This is a genomic window from Pseudomonas gingeri (assembly GCF_013386165.1).
GTDB classification, from domain to species: Bacteria; Pseudomonadota; Gammaproteobacteria; order Pseudomonadales; family Pseudomonadaceae; genus Aquipseudomonas; species Aquipseudomonas gingeri_C.
Genome location: NZ_JACAOS010000022.1, coordinates 463,407 through 483,361, shown reverse-complemented (window position 1 = coordinate 483,361; position 19,955 = coordinate 463,407). Strand labels below are relative to the sequence as shown.

At 60.2% G+C, this 19,955-nt stretch carries 17 protein-coding genes and 2 tRNA genes; 1 reads left to right on the top strand and 18 read right to left on the bottom strand.

Annotated elements, in window-relative coordinates; genetic code table 11:
• Nucleotide 1: 1 nt before the first annotated feature.
• The 12 genes from rbfA to rlmE all read right to left on the bottom strand — a co-directional run bounded on the left by rbfA (nucleotide 2) and on the right by rlmE (nucleotide 11,713).
• Nucleotides 2–418 (bottom strand): 30S ribosome-binding factor RbfA, encoded by a 417-nt coding sequence (gene rbfA / locus HX866_RS29750; protein ID WP_177090282.1) that lies wholly within the window; start codon nucleotides 416–418, stop codon nucleotides 2–4.
• Nucleotides 419–577: 159 nt separating this feature from the next.
• On the bottom strand, nucleotides 578–3,103 hold the full coding sequence (gene infB / locus HX866_RS29745; RefSeq protein ID WP_177090284.1) for a translation initiation factor IF-2: 2,526 nt from the start codon (nucleotides 3,101–3,103) through the stop codon (nucleotides 578–580).
• Between the two features lie 26 nt (nucleotides 3,104–3,129).
• Nucleotides 3,130–4,611 carry a transcription termination factor NusA gene (nusA, locus tag HX866_RS29740; RefSeq protein WP_100939596.1) on the bottom strand — a complete coding sequence of 494 codons (1,482 nt, stop codon included), beginning with the start codon at nucleotides 4,609–4,611 and terminating at the stop codon, nucleotides 3,130–3,132.
• A 47-nt stretch (nucleotides 4,612–4,658) separates the two neighbouring features.
• Complete coding sequence (rimP, locus tag HX866_RS29735) at nucleotides 4,659–5,117, bottom strand: ribosome maturation factor RimP (RefSeq protein WP_177090286.1); 459 nt, start codon at nucleotides 5,115–5,117, stop codon at nucleotides 4,659–4,661.
• 143 nt (nucleotides 5,118–5,260) lie between these two features.
• A tRNA-Met gene (locus HX866_RS29730) sits at nucleotides 5,261–5,337 on the bottom strand.
• Nucleotides 5,338–5,433: 96 nt separating this feature from the next.
• Nucleotides 5,434–5,519, bottom strand: a tRNA-Leu gene (locus tag HX866_RS29725).
• A 29-nt stretch (nucleotides 5,520–5,548) separates the two neighbouring features.
• Nucleotides 5,549–5,929, bottom strand: coding sequence for a preprotein translocase subunit SecG (secG, locus tag HX866_RS29720; protein ID WP_177090288.1), 381 nt, complete (start codon nucleotides 5,927–5,929; stop codon nucleotides 5,549–5,551).
• 4 nt (nucleotides 5,930–5,933) lie between these two features.
• The gene (tpiA, locus tag HX866_RS29715) at nucleotides 5,934–6,689 is read right to left on the bottom strand and encodes a triose-phosphate isomerase (protein ID WP_177090290.1); all 756 of its coding nucleotides are present in this window, start codon (nucleotides 6,687–6,689) and stop codon (nucleotides 5,934–5,936) included.
• Nucleotides 6,690–6,755: 66 nt separating this feature from the next.
• Nucleotides 6,756–8,093, bottom strand: a complete 1,338-nt coding sequence (gene glmM / locus HX866_RS29710; RefSeq protein ID WP_177090292.1) for a phosphoglucosamine mutase — start codon at nucleotides 8,091–8,093, stop codon at nucleotides 6,756–6,758.
• Nucleotides 8,094–8,109: 16 nt separating this feature from the next.
• Nucleotides 8,110–8,961: a dihydropteroate synthase gene (folP, locus tag HX866_RS29705; RefSeq protein WP_177140976.1), complete on the bottom strand. Its 852-nt coding sequence runs from the start codon at nucleotides 8,959–8,961 to the stop codon at nucleotides 8,110–8,112.
• A gap of 8 nt (nucleotides 8,962–8,969) precedes the next feature.
• Nucleotides 8,970–10,880, bottom strand: coding sequence for an ATP-dependent zinc metalloprotease FtsH (gene ftsH / locus HX866_RS29700; RefSeq protein ID WP_177090296.1), 1,911 nt, complete (start codon nucleotides 10,878–10,880; stop codon nucleotides 8,970–8,972).
• Between the two features lie 203 nt (nucleotides 10,881–11,083).
• Nucleotides 11,084–11,713 carry a 23S rRNA (uridine(2552)-2'-O)-methyltransferase RlmE gene (gene rlmE / locus HX866_RS29695; RefSeq protein ID WP_177090298.1) on the bottom strand — a complete coding sequence of 210 codons (630 nt, stop codon included), beginning with the start codon at nucleotides 11,711–11,713 and terminating at the stop codon, nucleotides 11,084–11,086.
• A gap of 106 nt (nucleotides 11,714–11,819) precedes the next feature.
• Between rlmE and HX866_RS29690 the strand changes: the two genes are divergently transcribed.
• A complete protein-coding gene (locus HX866_RS29690; protein ID WP_177090300.1) occupies nucleotides 11,820–12,128 on the top strand; it encodes a YhbY family RNA-binding protein in 309 nt (102 codons plus the stop codon).
• Nucleotides 12,129–12,140: 12 nt separating this feature from the next.
• Here the strand turns inward: HX866_RS29690 and HX866_RS29685 are convergent, their stop codons facing one another.
• The 6 genes from HX866_RS29685 to dnaJ form a co-directional block, all read right to left on the bottom strand.
• The gene (locus HX866_RS29685) at nucleotides 12,141–12,545 is read right to left on the bottom strand and encodes an MFS transporter (RefSeq protein ID WP_177090302.1); all 405 of its coding nucleotides are present in this window, start codon (nucleotides 12,543–12,545) and stop codon (nucleotides 12,141–12,143) included.
• A gap of 28 nt (nucleotides 12,546–12,573) precedes the next feature.
• On the bottom strand, nucleotides 12,574–13,050 hold the full coding sequence (gene greA, locus HX866_RS29680; protein WP_024077441.1) for a transcription elongation factor GreA: 477 nt from the start codon (nucleotides 13,048–13,050) through the stop codon (nucleotides 12,574–12,576).
• On the bottom strand, nucleotides 13,047–16,268 hold the full coding sequence (gene carB, locus HX866_RS29675) for a carbamoyl-phosphate synthase large subunit (RefSeq protein WP_177090304.1): 3,222 nt from the start codon (nucleotides 16,266–16,268) through the stop codon (nucleotides 13,047–13,049). Before carB ends, greA begins: the two co-directional genes overlap by 4 nt.
• Before the next feature lie 105 nt (nucleotides 16,269–16,373).
• On the bottom strand, nucleotides 16,374–17,510 hold the full coding sequence (gene carA, locus HX866_RS29670) for a glutamine-hydrolyzing carbamoyl-phosphate synthase small subunit (RefSeq protein WP_177105907.1): 1,137 nt from the start codon (nucleotides 17,508–17,510) through the stop codon (nucleotides 16,374–16,376).
• A 366-nt stretch (nucleotides 17,511–17,876) separates the two neighbouring features.
• Nucleotides 17,877–18,683, bottom strand: a complete 807-nt coding sequence (gene dapB / locus HX866_RS29665; protein WP_177140975.1) for a 4-hydroxy-tetrahydrodipicolinate reductase — start codon at nucleotides 18,681–18,683, stop codon at nucleotides 17,877–17,879.
• 10 nt (nucleotides 18,684–18,693) lie between these two features.
• On the bottom strand, nucleotides 18,694–19,818 hold the full coding sequence (gene dnaJ, locus HX866_RS29660; RefSeq protein ID WP_103494940.1) for a molecular chaperone DnaJ: 1,125 nt from the start codon (nucleotides 19,816–19,818) through the stop codon (nucleotides 18,694–18,696).
• Nucleotides 19,819–19,955: the final 137 nt, after the last annotated feature.

Below are 19,955 nucleotides of genomic sequence, written 5' to 3'. Positions count from 1 at the left end.
ATTACTCCCCGGCGTCTTCTGGAGTGCTGCCTGGCGCAGCGGCGTCGCCGACATGCTGGCTGTCTTCGGCCACGGCACGCTCGATCAACGCCGACAGGTGCGCGCCACGCACGACGCTTTCGTCGTAGTGGAAGTGCAACTGCGGCACGCTGCGCAGCTTCATTTCACGAGCCAGTTGCATACGCAGGAAGCCCGCCGCCGCGTTGAGCACCTTGATGCTCTGGGCGATGTCTTCCGGGTTGTCCTGGCCCATCACGGTGATAAAGATCTTCGCGTGGCCGACGTCACGGCTGACGTCGACGGCGGTGATGGTCACCAGGCCGACGCGTGGGTCTTTGACTTCACGACGGATCAGCTGTGCGAGTTCACGCTGCATCTGGTCGCCGATACGTTGGGTACGGCTGTATTCTTTTGCCATGTCTTGTTACCTGTAGCTGCCCTGCGGTGAAACCCGCAAGGTCTGAAAGCGGCAAACGCCCGGCCTGGCAGAAGCCGGACCGGGCGTTGCGTTTAGAGTCCTGCCGCTGTGCCGCGCATTTGCATGCGACGACTCAGCGTGGCCCTTGAAGTACGCGAGTCAGAGGCTGCGAGCAACCTGAACCTTCTCGAAGACTTCGATCTTGTCACCGACTTTGACGTCGTTGTAGCTCTTCACGCCGATACCGCATTCCATGCCGGCACGGACTTCGGAAGCGTCATCCTTGAAGCGGCGCAGGGATTCCAGCTCGCCTTCGAAGATAACGATGTCTTCACGCAGTACGCGGATCGGACGGTTACGGTGAACCGTACCCTCGATCACCATGCAACCGGCGATCGCGCCAAACTTCGGCGAACGGAACACGTCGCGGACTTCGGCGATACCCAGGATGTTCTCCCGGACGTCGCTGCCCAGCATACCGGTCAACGCTTTCTTGACGTCTTCGATGATGTCGTAGATCACGTTGTAGTAACGCATGTCCAGACCTTCCTGCTCGACGATCTTCCGTGCGCCAGCATCGGCACGCACGTTGAAGCCGAACAGTACAGCGCTGGAGGCCAGTGCCAGGTTGGCGTCGGATTCGGTGATACCACCGACACCGCCACCGACAACGCGCACTTGCACTTCATCGTTACCCAAGCCGTTGAGCGCACCTTGCAGTGCTTCCAACGAACCACGGACGTCGGATTTGAGGACGATGTTAAGCGTCTTCTTCTCTTCCTGGCCCATGTTCTCGAAGATGTTTTCCAGCTTGCCGGCGTGAGCACGGGCCAGTTTCACTTCGCGGAACTTGCCTTGACGGAACAGAGCCACTTCACGGGCTTTCTTCTCGTCGGCTACAACGCTCATCTCGTCGCCAGCGTCCGGGGTACCGTCCAGGCCGAGGATCTCGACAGGGATGGAAGGACCGGCTTCCTTGATTGGCTTGCCGTTCTCGTCGAGCATGGCCCGTACACGGCCATAGTTCGAACCGACCAGGACCATGTCGCCTTGGCGCAGGGTACCGTCTTGAACCAGAACAGTAGCGACCGGGCCACGACCTTTGTCGAGACGCGATTCAACCACGACGCCACGGCCAGGAGCCGACGGAGTCGCTTTCAATTCCAGGACTTCGGCCTGCAGCAGGACAGCTTCGAGCAACTCGTCCACACCGGTACCGACTTTCGCCGAAACCGATACGAACGGGGTGTCGCCGCCCCACTCTTCCGAGGTCACGCCATGAACCGACAGTTCGCTACGGATGCGATCGAGATCGGCGCCCGGCTTGTCGATCTTGTTCACGGCAACCACCAGTGGAACACCGGCAGCCTTGGCGTGCTGGACAGCTTCAACGGTCTGCGGCATCACGCCGTCGTCCGCTGCAACCACCAGGATCACGATGTCAGTGGCCTTGGCACCACGGGCACGCATGGCGGTAAACGCGGCGTGACCTGGGGTGTCGAGGAACGTGACCATGCCGCGATCGGTTTCAACGTGGTACGCACCGATGTGCTGGGTGATACCGCCGGCTTCGCCAGCCGCTACCTTGGCACGACGGATGTAGTCGAGCAGCGAGGTCTTACCGTGGTCAACGTGGCCCATGACGGTCACGACCGGTGCACGGGAGAACGCTTCACCTTCGAACTTCAGGGACTCGGCCAGGGAATCTTCCAGGGCGGTGTCGCTGACCAGGGTCACTTTGTGGCCCAGTTCTTCAGCAACCAGCTGGGCAGTTTCCTGATCCAGAACCTGGTTGATGGTGGCCGGAGTACCCAGCTTGAACATGAACTTGATGATCTCAGCAGCCTTGACCGACATCTGCTGGGCGAGATCGCCAACAGTGATGGTCTCGCCGATCTTCACTTCACGCACGATAGGGCCGGTAGGGCTCTGGAAACCGTGGGCGTTGCGTTTCTTCAGCTTGGCTTTGCCGCGACCGCCACGACGGAAACCGTCGCTTTCTTCGTCGGTAGTGCGCGGTGCCACACGTGGCGCCGGAGCCTTTTCCTTGACCGAAGCACGATGCGGAGCGTTCTTGCGCTCGCCATCGCCACTGCCGCTACGGCGATTGCTATCGTCGGCACGTGGTTTGTCAGGGCGACGCGGCTCTTCGCGCTTGCGCTCGGCGGCCGGTGCAGGTGCTGCCACTGGGGCTTCACGAACAGGTTCGGCAGCGACCACAGGAGCCGGGGCAACAGCCTCGACCACCGCAGCGTTCCCTGGAGCAGCAGCAGGCTGGCGGCGCGCTTCTTCTTCGGCGCGACGCTTGCTTTCTTCTTCAGCCTTCTGACGGGCAGCATTTTCTACTGCACGACGTTCTTCCAGTTCGCGTTTGCGCTCGGCTTCGATTTCTTCCGGGCTGCGCTGTACGAAGACTTTCTTCTTGCGTACTTCAACGCTGATGCTCTTGCTACCAGCTACCCGCAAGGTGCTGGTGGTTTTGCGCTGCAAAGTAATCTTGCGCGGTTCTTCCACTTTCGCCTTGTGGCTGCTCTTCAAGTGAGTCAGCAAAGACTGCTTCTCACTATCGCTCACACCTTCTTCGGCGGCGGTGTGCGGCAGACCTGCCTCACGCATCTGCTGCAACAGGCGCTCTACCGGTGTTTTGACCTCATCGGCCAGTTGTTTCACCGTGACTTGCGTCATGCACTTCTCTCCTCAGGCCGCGCCTATTACTCGAACCAATGGGCTCGGGCGGCCATGATCAACTTGCCGGCACGATCATCGTCAATGCCGTCGATGTCGAGCAGGTCGTCAATAGACTGCTCGGCCAGGTCTTCGCGGGTAATTACGCCGCGCACCGCCAGTTCCATCGCCAAATCCTTGTCCATACCCTCAAGCGAGAGCAGGTCTTCGGCCGGATGGGCGTCTGCCAGCTTTTCCTCAGTAGCGATGGCTTTAGTCAACAAACGATCCTTGGCCCGAGCGCGAAGCTCGTTGACGGTGTCTTCGTCAAAGCCATCGATGTTGAGCATTTCTTCCAACGGTACGTAGGCAATCTCTTCCAGGCTGGTAAAGCCTTCATCAACCAGTACCTGCGCCAGATCTTCGTCGACTTCCAGCTCGTCGATGAAGTTGCGCAGAATGTCACCGGTCTCTGCTTGCTGCTTAGCCTGGATGTCCGATTCGGTCATCACGTTCAGGGTCCAGCCGGTCAACTGGCTGGCCAGACGCACGTTCTGACCACCGCGACCAATGGCCTGAGCGAGATTGTCTGCGCCGACGGCGATGTCCATCGCGTGGGCATCCTCGTCAACAATAATTGCCGCGACTTCCGCCGGCGACATGGCGTTGATCACGAACTGCGCCGGGTTGTCGTCCCACAGGACGATGTCCACGCGCTCGCCACCCAACTCGCCGGAGACGGCCTGGACGCGCGAACCACGCATACCAATGCACGCGCCTTGCGGGTCGATGCGTTTGTCCTTGGAGCGGACCGCGATCTTGGCACGCGAACCCGGATCACGGGAGGCGGCCATCACTTCGATCAGGCCTTCAGCGATTTCCGGCACTTCGATACGGAACAGCTCGATCAGCATTTCCGGCGCGGTACGCGACAGGATCAACTGAGGGCCACGGTTCTCGGTGCGGATTTCCTTGAGCAAGGCGCGCACGCGCACGCCAACGCGGAAAGTCTCGCGGGAAATGATGTCTTCGCGGGCCAGCAGCGCTTCGGCGTTGTTACCCAGGTCAACGATGACGTTGTCACGGGTGACTTTCTTCACGGTGCCGGAGATGATTTCCCCCAGGCGCTCGCGATAGGCGTCAACAACCTGTGCACGCTCGGCTTCGCGAACCTTCTGCACAATGACTTGCTTGGCGGTCTGAGCGGCGATGCGACCGAACTCGATGGACTCGATCTTGTCCTCGACAACGTCACCAACCTTGGCACCCGGATGGGTTTCCGCCACTTTGCTCGGCCAGGTCTCGATCGCCGGATCATCAAGATCGGCTTCCTCGACGACCGTCCAGCGACGGAAAGTCTCATAGGCACCGGTGTGGCGGTTGATTTCCACACGCAGGTCAACTTCGTCTTCAAAGCGCTTCTTGGTAGCGGTCGCCAGAGCAATCTCCAGCGCCTCAAAAATCACGCTTGCCGGTACACCCTTTTCGTTGGATACCGACTCAACAACCAGCAATACTTCTTTGCTCATCGTACGCCTCGCCTTTCGCAAGCCATTGGATCCGCGGGATCCGCGTCTCAGTCAAAACTGGGAATAATGTTGGCCTTGTCGATCAAATCGATCGGCAACAGAAACTCGTGGTCTTCCACCTGCACCACGACGTCCTGCTCTTCCACTCCGCGCAGAAGGCCCTGAAAATTACGTCGACCTTCGAAAGGCGAGCGCAACTTGATCTTCACTTGTTCGCCGGCATGCGAGGCAAACTGTTCAATCGTGAACAGCGGGCGTTCCATGCCAGGAGAGGAAACCTCAAGGGTGTATTCACTGGCGATGGGGTCTTCGACGTCCAAAACACCACTGATCTGACGGCTGACAATGGCGCAGTCGTCCACCAGCACACCGCCTTCTTTATCGATATAAACGCGCAACACGGAATGGCGACCTTGAGCCGAATACTCAATACCCCAGCATTCATAGCCAAGGGCCACGACCACCGGGGCCAACAAGGCCTGCAACTGTTCTAGCTTGCTCGACACCTGAACCCCCTCGTGCATCTCTGTGCATGCAATTGAAATAAACAAAAAATGGGCGAATCGCCCATCCCTGAAACGCCGTCGAACAGCGGCGTCATGAAGTACCCAGCCAACAAAAAGCCCCTGAAAAGGGGCTCCGCTAAAACTGGTTGCGGGGGCCGGATTTGAACCGACGACCTTCGGGTTATGAGCCCGACGAGCTACCAGACTGCTCCACCCCGCGACAAAGCTGGGGCGGAAGTATACGACCGATCCCTTGCAGGGTCAATGTAACCTTCCACCTACAAGAAAGCCCGCAACAGCGGGCTCTCCTGATAATTGGTACCGAGAAGGGGACTCGAACCCCTACACCCTATGGGCACAACCACCTCAAGGTTGCGTGTCTACCAATTCCACCACCTCGGCAATACAACGTTTACAGCGTGAAACCCGTTTTACTTCTGCTCTGGAGCCTTGGGTACATCAGTCGGTGAGGCCGACTTAGGTTCCTGGAGCACCGGTACATCGTCAGATGCCGGTTTCTGCTTTGGCACTTCCAACACTGCCGGGTTTGGCAAACCTGCTTGAGTCAGCTCATGAGCTTTCTCTTTAGCAAAGTAACCTAACCCTAAGCTGGTTATGAAGAAACCTGCGGCAAGTATAGCAGTAAACTTACTAAGAAAGGTAGAGGAACCTTGGCTTCCGAACACAGTATTTGAAGCACCTGCTCCGAAAGACGCACCAGCGTCCGCACCTTTACCCTGTTGCAGCAATACCAGAGCGACAACGCCCAGTGCACCCAACAGATGAAGAACGACTACGACTGTTTCCAGCATTTTTTCAGTTTCCCGCGGCGCGACAGATCGCACCGAACTCATCTGCATTCAGGGAAGCCCCACCAATGAGCCCCCCATCGATATCCGGCATGCCGAACAGTTCGACCGCATTGGCCGCCTTCACGCTGCCGCCGTATAGAAGCCGCACACCTTGTGCGACCTCAGAATTCTCTGCCGCCAACTGCGCGCGGATGGCGGCGTGCACATCCTGCGCTTGTTGCGGCGAAGCTGTCAGCCCGGTGCCAATGGCCCAGACTGGTTCGTAAGCGATGACAGCCTTGGCAAAAGCGCCGACACCCAGCTCCTCGATAATACTGCCCAGCTGACGCGAAACCACTTCCAGCGTCTTGCCGGCCTCACGCTGCTCCAGGGTTTCCCCTACACAGAGCACCGGGATCAGACCACAGGCTTGCGCTGCCGCAAACTTGCGATTGAGCGTGCGATCCGTCTCACCCATGATCAGGCGACGCTCGGAGTGCCCCACCAACACCAGGGAACACCCTGCATCGAGCAACTGGCTCGGTGCAATCTCACCGGTCAGGGCACCCTGCATGGATTCCACTGCCGAGTTCTGCGCACCGACCGAAATCGATTTGCCTTTCAAACCCTCAACCACCTGGCTGATGTGCAGGCAAGGCGGGAATACCGCCACGTCCACACCGTTCGGCAAGGCCAGGTTACGCAGACCCTTGATCAGCTCGACGACGCTGGCGCGGGTACCGTGCATCTTCCAGTTACCAGCTACCATTGGGCGACGCATGCTGTACCTCGCAGGTCAAAGTGGGCGCAGATGTTACCCAACCACATCCTTACTGGCAAGCCGAAATCAGGCGCAAACTTCAGTCACCAGTTTTGCCAGGGCATCGGCGTGACCACGGACCACAACTTCGTCTTCGCCTTCGACCATGACCCGTACCAGCGGCTCGGTGCCGGACTTGCGCAACAGCACGCGACCACGACCATTCATGGCCTGGGTGACCTGCTCGCAGGCCTGCACCACCTTCGGGTGTTTGACCGGGTCGACGCCACCGGCGAAACGCACATTGACCAGCACCTGCGGGCACTTGCGCAGCGCTTGGCGCGCCTGGGCCAGGCTTTCACCGCGGCGCCGCAGGGCCATCAGGGTTTGCAGCGCGGCGATGATCGCATCACCGGTGGTGGTGTGATTCAGACAGAGAATGTGCCCGGAGTTTTCGCCACCCACCAGCCACTCACGCTCCAGCAGTTCGGCAATCACATAACGGTCGCCGACATTGGCGCGCACGAACGGAATGTCCAACTCCTTGAACGCCAGCTCAAGACCCAGGTTGCTCATCAAGGTCCCGACCACACCGCCGTTCAGCTTTCCACGCTCCGCCATATCCCGGGCAATGATGAACACCAGCTCATCACCATCGACCACGGCACCGGTGTGATCGACCATCAGTACCCGGTCGCCGTCACCATCGAAGGCGATCCCCAGGTCTGCCTGCTCAGCCAGCACAGCCGCCTGGATCGGCTTCATGTGCGTCGAGCCGCAGTTGTCGTTGATATTCAGGCCGTTGGGCGCCGCCGACAGGGCAATCACTTGCGCGCCCAGTTCACGGAATACACTCGGCGCGACCTTGTAGGTGGCACCGTGGGCGCAGTCGATGACAATCTTCAGGCCCGCGAGGTTGGTCCCGGTCGGCACACTGCTCTTGCAGAATTCGATGTAGCGACCGGCCGCGTCGTTGATGCGCGAAACCTTGCCGAGCTTTTCCGACTCGACCACGGTCATCGGTGCATCGAGCAACTCCTCGATCATCAGCTCGACTTCATCCGGCAGCTTGGTGCCCGCGCCGGAGAAAAACTTGATGCCGTTGTCGTCATGGGGATTGTGGGACGCGCTGATCACGATCCCGGCCTCGGCATGAAAGGTCCGGGTCAGGTAGGCGATGGCGGGTGTCGGCATCGGCCCCAGCAGCATCACGTCGGCGCCCGCAGCGGAAAGACCGGCTTCCAGGGCGGACTCGAACATATAGCCGGAGATCCGCGTGTCCTTACCCACCAGCACCCGGCACGCACCCAGCTTGCGGAACGCCATGCCGGCGGCCCAACCGAGCTTGAGCATGAACTCCGGAGTGATCGGGAACTGCCCTACGCGCCCACGAATACCGTCGGTGCCGAAGTATTTTTTCTTCATCAGAGCTCCATCGTTCTTATTGTGCAGCGTCAACGGCGGCGATCATGCGCACCACGTCGACCGTTTCAGCGACATCGTGCACGCGAAGAATTCGCGCCCCCTTGCTCATCGCCAATGCAGCCAGGGCCAGTCCGCCATAAAGGCGTTCACCGACCGGGCGACCAAGGGCCTGCCCTATCATGCTCTTGCGCGAGACGCCGACCAAGAGCGGCCGACCCAGGGTATGCAACGCTTCCATATGCTTGAACAGACTCAGGTTGTGCGCCAGGGTCTTGGCAAAACCAAACCCCGGGTCAAGGACGATGCGTTCAGCCGCGATGCCAGCGGCCGCACACAGCGCCATGCGCTCAGCGAGAAAGTCCACCACCTCACGCGCCACATCGTCGTAATGCGGGTTGTCCTGCATATTGCCCGGCTCGCCGAGCATGTGCATCAGGCAGACCGGCAAGCCGGTGGCCGCAGCCGCCTGCAGGGCACCGTCACGCCGCAGCGAACGCACGTCATTGATCAGGCCTGCGCCCAACCTCGCGCTCTCGAGCATGACCTCTGGCGTGGACGTATCGACCGAGATGATCACATCCAGTTCCCGATGGATACGCTCGACCACCGGCGCGACACGCTCCAGCTCCTCGAGAGGAGACACCACGGGCGCACCGGGACGGGTCGACTCGCCACCGATATCGATCAGCGTCGCACCCGCCTCGACCATGGCCTGCGCATGGCGCAGGGCAGCATCGAGGTGGTTGAAACGACCGCCATCGGAAAAGGAATCAGGGGTGACGTTGAGAATGCCCATGACATGCGTCTGGGCCAAATCAAGAACCCGGTTGCCGCAAGGCAACCGGGTCGAGGACTGAACAGAAGTCATTTCAAACCTTAATGATCAGCAGCAGGACCGCCGATCGGCGCTTCAGGTCGTTCGTTCTGGATCACCGGCGGAGTGCCCGACGTGCCCGAACCACCTTCCCAATCGCGCGGTTCACGCGGCGGGCGACCGGCCATGATGTCGTCGATCTGCTCGGCATCGATGGTTTCGTACTTCATCAGCGCGTCCGCCATGGCGTCGAGCTTGTCGCGGTTGTCGGTCAGGATCTGCTTGGCCGTGCCATAGCACTGATCAATGATGCTGCGCACTTCCGAGTCGATCAGTTTGGCTGTTTCGCCGGAGAAGCTGGTGCTCTGACCGCCACCGCCGCGACCCAGGAACACTTCCTGATCTTCATCGGCATACATCAGCGGGCCCAATTTCTCGGACAGGCCCCACTTGGTCACCATGTTCCGGGCAATCTGGCTGGCACGCATGATGTCGTTGGAAGCGCCGGTGGTGACACCGTCGAAGCCCAAGGTCATCTCTTCAGCGATACGGCCACCGTACAGCGAGCAGATCTGGCTGATCAGCGCACGCTTGGACAGGCTGTAGCGATCTTCTTCCGGCAGGAACATGGTCACACCCAGCGCACGACCGCGCGGGATGATCGAGACCTTGTAGACCGGATCGTGCTCGGGCACCACACGACCGACAATGGCGTGACCGGCCTCGTGATACGCGGTGTTCTGTTTTTCCTTCTCGGACATGACCATGGATTTGCGCTCGGCGCCCATCATGATCTTGTCTTTCGCCAGCTCGAACTCTTTCATCTCGACAATGCGCTTGCCGGCACGTGCCGCGAACAAGGAAGCCTCGTTCACCAGGTTGGCCAGGTCGGCACCGGAGAAGCCCGGCGTACCGCGAGCAATCACCGCCGGTGCGACGTCGTCGCCCATTGGCACTTTGCGCATGTGCACTTTGAGAATCTGTTCACGACCACGGATGTCCGGCAGGCCAACCACGACCTGACGGTCGAAACGACCGGGACGCAGCAGCGCCGGGTCGAGTACGTCAGGACGGTTGGTTGCGGCAATCACGATGATGCCGTCGTTCATTTCGAAACCGTCCATCTCCACCAGCAACTGGTTGAGAGTCTGTTCGCGCTCATCGTGACCGCCGCCCATGCCGGCACCGCGGTGACGACCGACCGCATCGATTTCGTCGATGAAGATGATGCACGGCGCGTGTTTCTTCGCCTGCTCGAACATGTCACGGACACGGCTGGCACCCACACCGACGAACATCTCGACGAAGTCGGAACCGGAAATAGTGAAGAACGGCACCTTGGCTTCGCCGGCAATCGCCTTGGCCAGCAAGGTTTTACCGGTACCCGGAGGACCGACCATCAGCACGCCGCGGGGAATACGACCGCCCAGGCGCTGGAACTTGCCCGGATCGCGGAGGAACTCCACCAGCTCGCCGACTTCTTCCTTGGCTTCGTCGCAGCCGGCCACGTCAGCCAGGGTGGTTTTCACCTGGTCTTCCGAAAGCAGGCGCGCCTTGCTCTTGCCGAAGCTCATCGGTCCGCCCTTGCCGCCCGCGCCGCCCTGCATCTGGCGCATGAAGAACATGAACACCGCGATGATCACCAGGATCGGGAAGCTGGCCACCAGTAACTGGGTCCAGATGCTCTGCTGTTCAGGCTGTTTGCCTTCGACCACAACGTGGTTGTCCACCAGGTCGCCGATCAGGCCGTTGTCCTGGATCGCCGGACGGATGGTCTTGAAGCTGTCGCCATCGTTGCGCTTGCCGGTGATTACGTAGCCGTCCACGGCAACGCGCTCGACTTTGCCATCCTTGACCTGCTGGATGAAGTCGGAGTAGTTGAGGGTCTGTGGCTCGTTAGGGCTGGAGAAGTTGTTCATCACTGTCACCAGGACAGCCGCGATGATCAACCACAGGATCAGATTCTTTGCCATATCGTTCAATTAACTACCCTCATGAAGCGGGATCCGCTACTGGCGCGCGCTTCGCATGATATTCACCGGCATAACTTACTACATTACCTACAGATCCTGCAGGCGCCGTCTGTAACCCTTTGTGAAACAATCACTACACAATATGCGCTTATTCTCACGGGGCGAAATACGAAAAACCTATCGCCCCTGCCAAGAACCTCGAGTTACTCGGTCCGTCCGCGAAAGCCACGGCCCAGCAGATACTGCTCGCGGGACCGATCACGGGAAGACGTCGGCTTGCGCGTCTGGACCTTGTCGAACAGCTTGCGGAAGTTCTTGTGGTACTCGTCGAAGCCTTCGCCTTGGAAAACCTTGATCAAAAAATCACCACCGGGGCGTAGGACGCGTCCGGCGAGATCGAGTGCCAGCTCGCAAAGAAACATCGAACGCGGCATATCCACTTCGGGTGTACCACTCATATTGGGGGCCATATCGGAAATCACAAGGTCCACCTCGGAATTTCCCACCGCTTCGAGGATTTGCGCCAGTACGGCGTCCTCGGTGAAGTCGCCCTTGATGAAGGTCACATCGGGGATGCTGTCCATGTCCAGGATGTCGGACGCGATCAGACGGCCCTTGCCGCCAATCAGACGACTGGTCACCTGGGACCAGCCACCCGGCGCAGCGCCGAGGTCGATCACGCTCATGCCCGGGCGAATAATCCGGTCCTTCTCCTGGATCTCCAGCAATTTGTAGCTGGCACGGGAGCGATAGCCGTCTTTTTGCGCCATTTTGACGTACGGATCGTTGAAATGCTCTTTCAGCCAATTAAGGCTAGTCTTGGAACGGGCCACGGGCCACCTCAAAAAAATAGTCGAATCGCGATTAACTGGGCGGTCCCGGACGCGCTCGGGTAAACTGGCCGCCGCTTTTTACAAGATCAGACGCAGGGGTCAGATTATGCCGCTCACTCAAGAGCAGAAGAAACAGTACAAATCCATTGGCCACCATCTGAAACCAGTATTGACTGTGGCTGACAATGGTTTGACCGAAGGTGTGTTAGCCGAGCTTGAACGCGCATTGGGCGATCATGAGCTGATCAAGATCAAGCTCAATATCCTCGACCGCGAATCGCGCCTGGAGGCCATTGCGCAGCTGTGCAAGACCGGCAAGGCGGATCTGGTACAAGTCATCGGCAAGATGGCACTGATCTATCGCAAGAACTTCAGCGTCAACAAGCAGTTGTCCAACGTCCACCGCTTCAAGTGACGTAGGAACGGGTCAGGGGTACGCAGCGCGTGCCCTGCCACTCTCGCCCGGCACCGGTTGCAGCACCAGCACCAGGCCGCAAAGGCCAAGCACCAGGTAACTGAACAACTGCCAGCGCAACGCATCCGGCAGCCAGGTCCGCACCGCAAAATACATCCCGCACGCATACAGCGACATCAGCAGCAATTGCCCGCGCGTATCGCGCCACAGGCTTGCCCGGCCTTCGGCCTGGAGCAACACCAGAATCTGCACGACCACACAGGCCGTTGCAAACCCTATCAATAAAGAGCCTAGCAGGCTATTGATCTCATCGATCAACAGCGGTGCCAGGCCTATTTGCGTCAACACCGGCAGCAAGCCGATGTGCAGCAGCCACAGGCCGCCCACCCAGAGCATCTGGGTCAGCTGCCAGAGCATGGCGCCCGCACGCAGCGGGCGCCTGCGTTCAGATGTGGCGGACTTCAACAATCTCGTACTCGATAACGCCACCAGGCGTTTTGACAGCCACCACATCACCCTCTTCCTTGGCAATCAAGGCGCGGGCCAGGGGCGAGCCGACAGAGATCTTGCCGAGTTTGAAGTCGGCCTCGTCTTCGCCCACGATGTGGTAGACCACGCTTTCGTCGGTTTCGACGTTGGCGATCTCCACGGTGGTGCCAAAAATCACCTTGCCGGTGTGCGGGATGGTCGTGACGTCGATGATCACCGCGTTCTGCATGCGGCCTTCGATGTCACGGATCCGCGCCTCGACCATGCCCTGCTGCTCACGAGCAGCGTGGTATTCGGCGTTTTCCTTCAAGTCACCCAGCTCGCGGGCCGTCCCGATGTCCTGGCTCAGCTTCGGACGGACGACCTTGGTCAGGTGAGCGTGCTCCTCTTCCAGGGCCTTGGCGCCCTGGACGGTCATGGGGTATTTGGTCATGCCTTCAATCCTGCGTGTAGATCCTGCAAGCGACGCACGGTCTTCTCCGGACCGAACTTGAGCGCTTCGCAGATGGCTTCGCCAGCAGCAATGGTCGTGGTGCAGTAGATCTTGTGCTGCAGCGCGTTACGACGAATGGAATACGAGTCAGCGATCGACTGACGGCCTTCGGTCGTATTGATGATCAGGGTGACTTCGTCATTCTTGATCATGTCGACGACGTGTGGACGACCTTCTGTCACCTTGTTGACCCGACGCACTTTCAGGCCGGCCGCTTCGATCAGCTTGGCCGTGCCGGCAGTTGCCACCACTTCGAAGCCCAAGTTGATCAGATCACGAGCCACGCCTGCAACCAGTGGCTTGTCATCATCACGCACGCTGATGAAAGCAGTACCGCCGGTCGGCAGCACTTCGCTGGCCCCCATCTGCGCCTTGGCGAACGCTTCGCCGAAAGTGTCGCCGACACCCATCACTTCACCGGTGGACTTCATCTCTGGGCCCAGGATCGGGTCCACGCCAGGGAATTTGGCGAATGGGAAGACCGCCTCTTTCACACTGTAGAAGTTCGGAATGATTTCCTTGGTGAAGTTCAGTTCCTTGAGAGTCTTGCCGGCCATGACGCGGGCCGCGATCATCGCCAGGGAGACACCGATGCACTTCGACACGAACGGTACGGTACGCGAGGCGCGCGGGTTGACTTCGATGACGTAGATGTCTTCGCCCTGCAAGGCCAACTGCACGTTCATCAGGCCGACAACGCCCAACTCCAGGGCCATTTTCTTGACCTGTTCGCGCATCTCGTCCTGGACGTGTGCCGGCAGCGAGTAAGGCGGCAGCGAGCACGCGGAGTCACCGGAGTGAACACCGGCCTGCTCGATGTGCTGCATGATCGCGCCGATCACCACGTCGGTGCCGTCGCAGACCGCATCCACGTCCATTTCGATCGCGCAGTTGAGGAAGTGGTCGAGCAGCACCGGGCTGTCGTTGGACACTTTCACCGCATCGCGCAGGTAACGCTTGAGTTCTTCTTCTTCGTAGACGATTTCCATCGCCCGGCCGCCCAGTACGTAGGACGGACGCACCACCAACGGGTAACCGATCTTGCTCGCGGCACGAATCGCTTCGTCTTCGCTGCGCACGGTAGCGTTTGGCGGCTGACGCAGGTTCAGGCGCTCGACCATCTGCTGGAAGCGCTCGCGGTCTTCGGCACGGTCGATGGCGTCAGGGCTGGTACCGATGATCGGCACACCGGCCGCTTCCAGGGCACGCGCCAGTTTCAACGGGGTCTGGCCGCCGTACTGGACGATCACGCCCTTCGGCTTCTCGACACGGACGATTTCCAGCACGTCTTCCAGGGTCACCGGCTCGAAGTACAGGCGATCGGAGGTGTCGTAGTCGGTGGACACGGTTTCCGGGTTGCAGTTGACCATGATGGTCTCGTACCCGTCTTCACGCAGTGCCAGGGCCGCGTGCACGCAGCAGTAGTCGAACTCGATGCCCTGGCCGATACGGTTCGGACCGCCGCCGAGGATCATGATCTTGTCGCGACCCGATGGCGCGGCCTCGCACTCTTCTTCATACGTCGAGTACAGGTAGGCGGTGTCGGTGGCGAACTCGGCCGCGCAGGTGTCGACGCGCTTGTAGACCGGGAACACTTCCAGCTTGTGGCGATGGGTCCGCAGGTTTTTCTCGGTCACGCCCAGCAGCTTGGCCAGACGCATGTCGGAGAAGCCCTTGCGCTTGAGGCGGAACATCAGGTCGCGGTCAATGGCCGACAGACCCAGGGTCTTGACCTTCTCTTCGTCCTTGATCAGGTCTTCGATCTGCACCAGGAACCACGGGTCGATCATGTTCATGCCGAAGATGTCTTCGACGGTCATGCCGGCACGGAAGGCGTCCGCCACGTACCAGATGCGCTCGGCGCCCGGCACGGTCAGTTCGCGCTTGAGCACGCTCATGCTTTCCGGGTTGCTCAGATCGAGCTTCTCGTCCAGGCCGCAAACGCCCACTTCCAGGCCGCGCAGGGCTTTCTGCAGGGATTCCTGGAAGGTCCGGCCGATGGCCATGACTTCACCGACCGACTTCATCTGGGTGGTCAGGCGGGCGTCGGCTTTCGGGAATTTCTCGAAAGCGAAGCGCGGCAGCTTGGTCACGACGTAGTCGATGGACGGCTCGAAGGACGCCGGGGTCTTGCCGCCAGTGATGTCGTTCGACAGCTCGTCCAGGGTGTAACCCACAGCCAGCTTGGCCGCGACCTTGGCGATCGGGAAGCCGGTGGCTTTCGAAGCCAGGGCCGAGGAGCGCGAAACCCGCGGGTTCATCTCGATCACGACCATGCGGCCGGTGTCCGGGCAAATGCCGAACTGAACGTTGGAACCACCGGTTTCCACGCCGATCTCGCGCAGTACCGCCAGGGAGGCGTTACGCAGGATCTGGTATTCCTTGTCGGTCAGGGTCTGTGCCGGCGCAACGGTGATCGAGTCACCGGTGTGCACGCCCATCGGGTCGAAGTTCTCGATGGAGCAGACGATGATGCAGTTGTCCTTTTTGTCGCGGACCACCTCCATCTCGTACTCTTTCCAGCCGATCAGCGATTCGTCGATCAACAGTTCCTTGGTCGGCGACAGGTCCAGGCCACGGGCACAGATCTCTTCGAACTCTTCACGGTTGTAAGCGATACCGCCACCGGTGCCGCCCATGGTGAAGGACGGACGGATGATGCACGGGAAGCCGAGCTTCTCGAGGACCGCGTTGGCCTCTTCCATGCTGTGGGCGATACCGGAGCGCGGGCAGTCCAGGCCGATGGATTTCATCGCCTTGTCGAAGCGCGAACGGTCTTCAGCCTTGTCGATGGTGTCGGCGTTGGCACCGATCATTTCCACGCCGAACTTCTCGAGGACGCCTTCGCGCTCCAGGTCCAGGGCGCAGTTCAGGGCGGTCTGGCCACCCATGGTCGGCAGCAGGGCGTCCGGGCGCTCCTTCTCGATGATCTTGGCGACGGTCTGCCACTTGATCGGTTCGATGTAGGTGGCGTCGGCCATGGCCGGGTCGGTCATGATGGTGGCCGGGTTGGAGTTCACCAGGATGACGCGGTAACCCTCTTCGCGCAGGGCCTTGCAGGCCTGGGCGCCGGAGTAGTCGAATTCGCAGGCCTGGCCGATCACGATCGGGCCGGCACCAAGAATCAGGATGCTTTTTATGTCTGTACGTTTTGGCATGGGTTTGTCACTCAAATCCGCAGGTCAGTCGGCAAGCCGTTGAACAATCCTTGAACAGACCCCGGGGGCCGCCGCCGTGCGGGGCCGCCCTGGGTCTTCAGGCGATCAACGGCGCTTGGCCATCTCATTGATGAAGCGATCGAACAGCGGTGCAACGTCGTTCGGGCCCGGGCTGGCTTCAGGGTGACCCTGGAAGCTGAACGCGCTCTTGTCGGTGCGCTCGATGCCTTGCAGGGAACCGTCGAACAGCGACTTGTGAATCGCCCGGACATTGGCCGGCAGGGTCGCTTCATCCACCGCAAAACCGTGGTTCTGGCTGGTGATCATGACAACGCCGCTGTCCAGATCCTGGACCGGGTGGTTGGCACCGTGATGGCCGTGACCCATTTTCAGGGTCTTGGCGCCGGAGGCCAGGGCCAGCAACTGGTGACCCAGGCAGATACCGAAGACCGGGATCTCGGTTTCCAGGATTTCCTTGATCGCCTGGATAGCGTAGTCGCACGGCTCGGGATCGCCTGGGCCGTTGGACAGGAACACGCCATCCGGCTGCAGGGCCAGCACGTCACTGGCCGGGGTTTGCGCCGGCACGACCGTGACGCGGCAACCGCGCTCGACCAGCATGCGCAGGATGTTGTACTTGACACCGTAGTCGTAGGCCACGACATGGTAAGGCAGCTCAGAAGCTTCGATCGTCGCGTGGCTGTCGGTCTTCAAGTCCCAGACAGTCGAGCGCCACTCGTATTGCTCGGTGGTGCTGACGACTTTCGCCAGGTCCATGCCTTTCAGGCCCGGGAAACCTTGCGCTGCGGCAATCGCCGCGGCTTCGGAAATGTTGTCACCGGCCATGATGCAGCCGTTCTGCGAGCCCTTTTCACGCAGGATGCGGGTCAGGCGACGCGTATCGATACCGGCGATAGCCACCACATTGTTGGCTTTCAGGTAATCGGACAGGGACAGCGTGTTGCGCCAGTTGCTCGCTACCAGCGGCAGGTCGCGAATGACCAGGCCGGCCGACCAGACACGATTGGACTCGACATCTTCCGGCGTCGTACCGGTGTTGCCGATATGCGGGTAGGTCAGGGTAACGATTTGCTGGGCGTAGGAAGGATCGGTAAGGATTTCCTGATAGCCGGTCATTGCGGTGTTAAACACCACCTCACCAACGGTTTGACCGTCGGCTCCAATGGCTTCGCCGCGAAAAATGCTGCCATCAGCAAGGGCGAGTATGGCTGGCTTAGTCAAGAAGACCTCCCGTAAATAAAGCCTGAAAGGGCGATCGCAGGTTGTAAAAAAGCGGAATGACGTATGGACACGTCACCCCGCTCGTTCACTGAATTATTCTGCGCGCTTTTAGTGGACACACTAAAGCTGTAGCTTACAGAAAAAGGCTTTTTTAATCCACCGCTAATGAGCCGAAAAGGCCAGGGAATGCGACAGGGCGTCGCCAAGCGGATTGAAACTGGGGATTGGAGGCCATCTTGCCACCACGACTCACGCGATCCCTGTAGGAGCAAGCTTGCTCGCGATAAGGCCCTCAAGCCTTGCGCCGCCCTTGCGGACGCCATCGCCGGCAAGCCAGCTCCCACAGTAAATACCGCGCCGAACCTGTCAGTGCAGTTCGAGCACGTCCTGCATATCGTACAGGCCTGGCGCCTTGCCATCCAGCCACAATGCCGCACGCACCGCACCCTTGGCGAACGTCATGCGACTCGAAGCCTTGTGGGTGATCTCCAGACGCTCGCCTTCAGCCGCGAACAACACCGTGTGATCACCGACCACATCACCACCGCGCACAGTGGCAAAACCGATGGTTTCCCGCTCCCGCGCGCCGGTATGACCTTCACGACCGTACACCGCGACTTTCTGCAGATCACGATCCAGTGCCTTGGCGATCACCTCACCCATGCGCAACGCCGTCCCCGAAGGTGCGTCGATCTTGTGCCGGTGATGCGCCTCGATGATCTCGATATCCGCATCCTCACCCAGCACCCGCGCCGCCATATCCAGCAGCTTCAGCGACAGGTTGACGCCGACGCTGAAGTTGGCCGCGAAGACAATCGCAATGTCCTTGCCCGCCTCGGCCAGCAAGGCCTTCTGAGCCGCGTCCAGGCCAGTGGTGCCGATGACCATGGCCTTGCCCGCCTTACGGCAGAACGCCAGGTTCTTCAGCATCACTTCCGGCAGCGTGAAGTCGATCAACACATCGAACTTGTCCGCCACCGCCTCCAGCCCTTCGGACAACGGCACGCCGATGCACCCCAGCGAGGCCAGCTCGCCGGCATCCGCACCGACCAGCGAGCTGCCAGGACGGACGATCGCCGCCGTCAGACCGGTGAGCGGCGCGCGCTGCTGCACCGCCTCAACCAGGATCTTGCCCATACGCCCGGCGGCGCCCATCACAGCTATACGTTGCATGCCTCGCTCCTTACAGGTCGCCGAAGAAACGCTTCATGCCTTCGAACCAACCGCTGGCCTTGGGCGAATGCGAGCTGTCGCCGTCCAGGGAGGAGCGGAACTCTTCCAGCAGTTCACGTTGGCGACGGCTCAGATTCACCGGAGTCTCGACGGCCACACGGCACATCAGGTCACCCGCACCACCACCGCGCACCGGGGCAACGCCCTTGCCGCGCAGACGGAACTGCTTGCCAGTCTGGGTACCCTCAGGAATCTTCAGCTTGACGCGGCCATCCAGGGTCGGCACTTCCAGCTCACCACCCAAGGCTGCATCGACAAAGCTGATCGGCACTTCGCAGAACAGGTGCTTGCCGTCGCGCTGGAAAATATCGTGCTCGCGGACATTGATCACCACATACAGGTCGCCGGTCGGACCACCCTGGGTGCCCGCCTCGCCTTCGCCGGACAGGCGAATACGGTCGCCGGTATCGACGCCCGACGGCACTTTCACCGACAGGGTCTTGTACTCTTCCACACGACCCTGACCATGGCAGGAGTCGCACGGATCGGAAATGATCTTGCCCTGGCCATGGCAACGCGGACAGGTCTGCTGCACCGAGAAGAAGCCTTGCTGCATGCGCACCTGACCGATACCACCACAGGTCGGGCAGGTGATCGGCGCGGAACCTTTCTTGGCCCCGGAGCCGTCGCACGGCTTGCAATTGACCAGCGTCGGGACGCGGATATTGACGGTCGTGCCACGCACCGCCTCTTCCAGGTTCAGCTCCAGGGTGTAGCGCAGGTCACTGCCGCGCTGTGCGCCGCCACGGGAACCGCCGCGACCGCCACCAAAGAAATCACTGAACACATCACCGAAGATATCGGAGAAGTTCTGCCCACCGAAGCCGGCACCACCGCCACCCATGCTCGGGTCGACGCCGGCATGACCGTACTGGTCGTAGGCCGCACGCTTGCTGGAATCGGACAGCACTTCGTAGGCCTCGTTGGCCTCCTTGAACAGCTCTTCCGACGCCTTGTCATCCGGATTACGGTCCGGGTGATGTTTCATCGCGAGGCGGCGATAAGCCTTTTTCAGGTCCGCTTCGCTGGAGCCGCGCTCGACCCCCAATACCTCGTAATAGTCACGCTTTGCCATGATTCTTTGCACTCTTGAGGATGTTCGGGACACCCGACTGGAACAGCCCCGCCCCTACCATCAGCACCCGAACGCTGTCGCATGCTGTAAAAATTTGCCTATTCCAGACACGCCAACGCGGGAGCAAGCTCCCGCGC

Coding starts and splice junctions, on each gene's coding strand:
- rbfA (WP_177090282.1), bottom strand. CDS start 418: ATGGCAAAAGAATACAGCCGTACCCAACGTATCGGCGACCAGATGCAG.
- infB (WP_177090284.1), bottom strand. CDS start 3,103: ATGACGCAAGTCACGGTGAAACAACTGGCCGATGAGGTCAAAACACCG.
- nusA (WP_100939596.1), bottom strand. CDS start 4,611: ATGAGCAAAGAAGTATTGCTGGTTGTTGAGTCGGTATCCAACGAAAAG.
- secG (WP_177090288.1), bottom strand. CDS start 5,929: ATGCTGGAAACAGTCGTAGTCGTTCTTCATCTGTTGGGTGCACTGGGC.
- tpiA (WP_177090290.1), bottom strand. CDS start 6,689: ATGCGTCGCCCAATGGTAGCTGGTAACTGGAAGATGCACGGTACCCGC.
- glmM (WP_177090292.1), bottom strand. CDS start 8,093: ATGAAGAAAAAATACTTCGGCACCGACGGTATTCGTGGGCGCGTAGGG.
- folP (WP_177140976.1), bottom strand. CDS start 8,961: ATGACTTCTGTTCAGTCCTCGACCCGGTTGCCTTGCGGCAACCGGGTT.
- ftsH (WP_177090296.1), bottom strand. CDS start 10,880: ATGGCAAAGAATCTGATCCTGTGGTTGATCATCGCGGCTGTCCTGGTG.
- HX866_RS29690 (WP_177090300.1), top strand. CDS start 11,820: ATGCCGCTCACTCAAGAGCAGAAGAAACAGTACAAATCCATTGGCCAC.
- HX866_RS29685 (WP_177090302.1), bottom strand. CDS start 12,545: ATGCTCTGGCAGCTGACCCAGATGCTCTGGGTGGGCGGCCTGTGGCTG.
- greA (WP_024077441.1), bottom strand. CDS start 13,050: ATGACCAAATACCCCATGACCGTCCAGGGCGCCAAGGCCCTGGAAGAG.
- carB (WP_177090304.1), bottom strand. CDS start 16,268: ATGCCAAAACGTACAGACATAAAAAGCATCCTGATTCTTGGTGCCGGC.
- dapB (WP_177140975.1), bottom strand. CDS start 18,683: ATGCAACGTATAGCTGTGATGGGCGCCGCCGGGCGTATGGGCAAGATC.
- dnaJ (WP_103494940.1), bottom strand. CDS start 19,818: ATGGCAAAGCGTGACTATTACGAGGTATTGGGGGTCGAGCGCGGCTCC.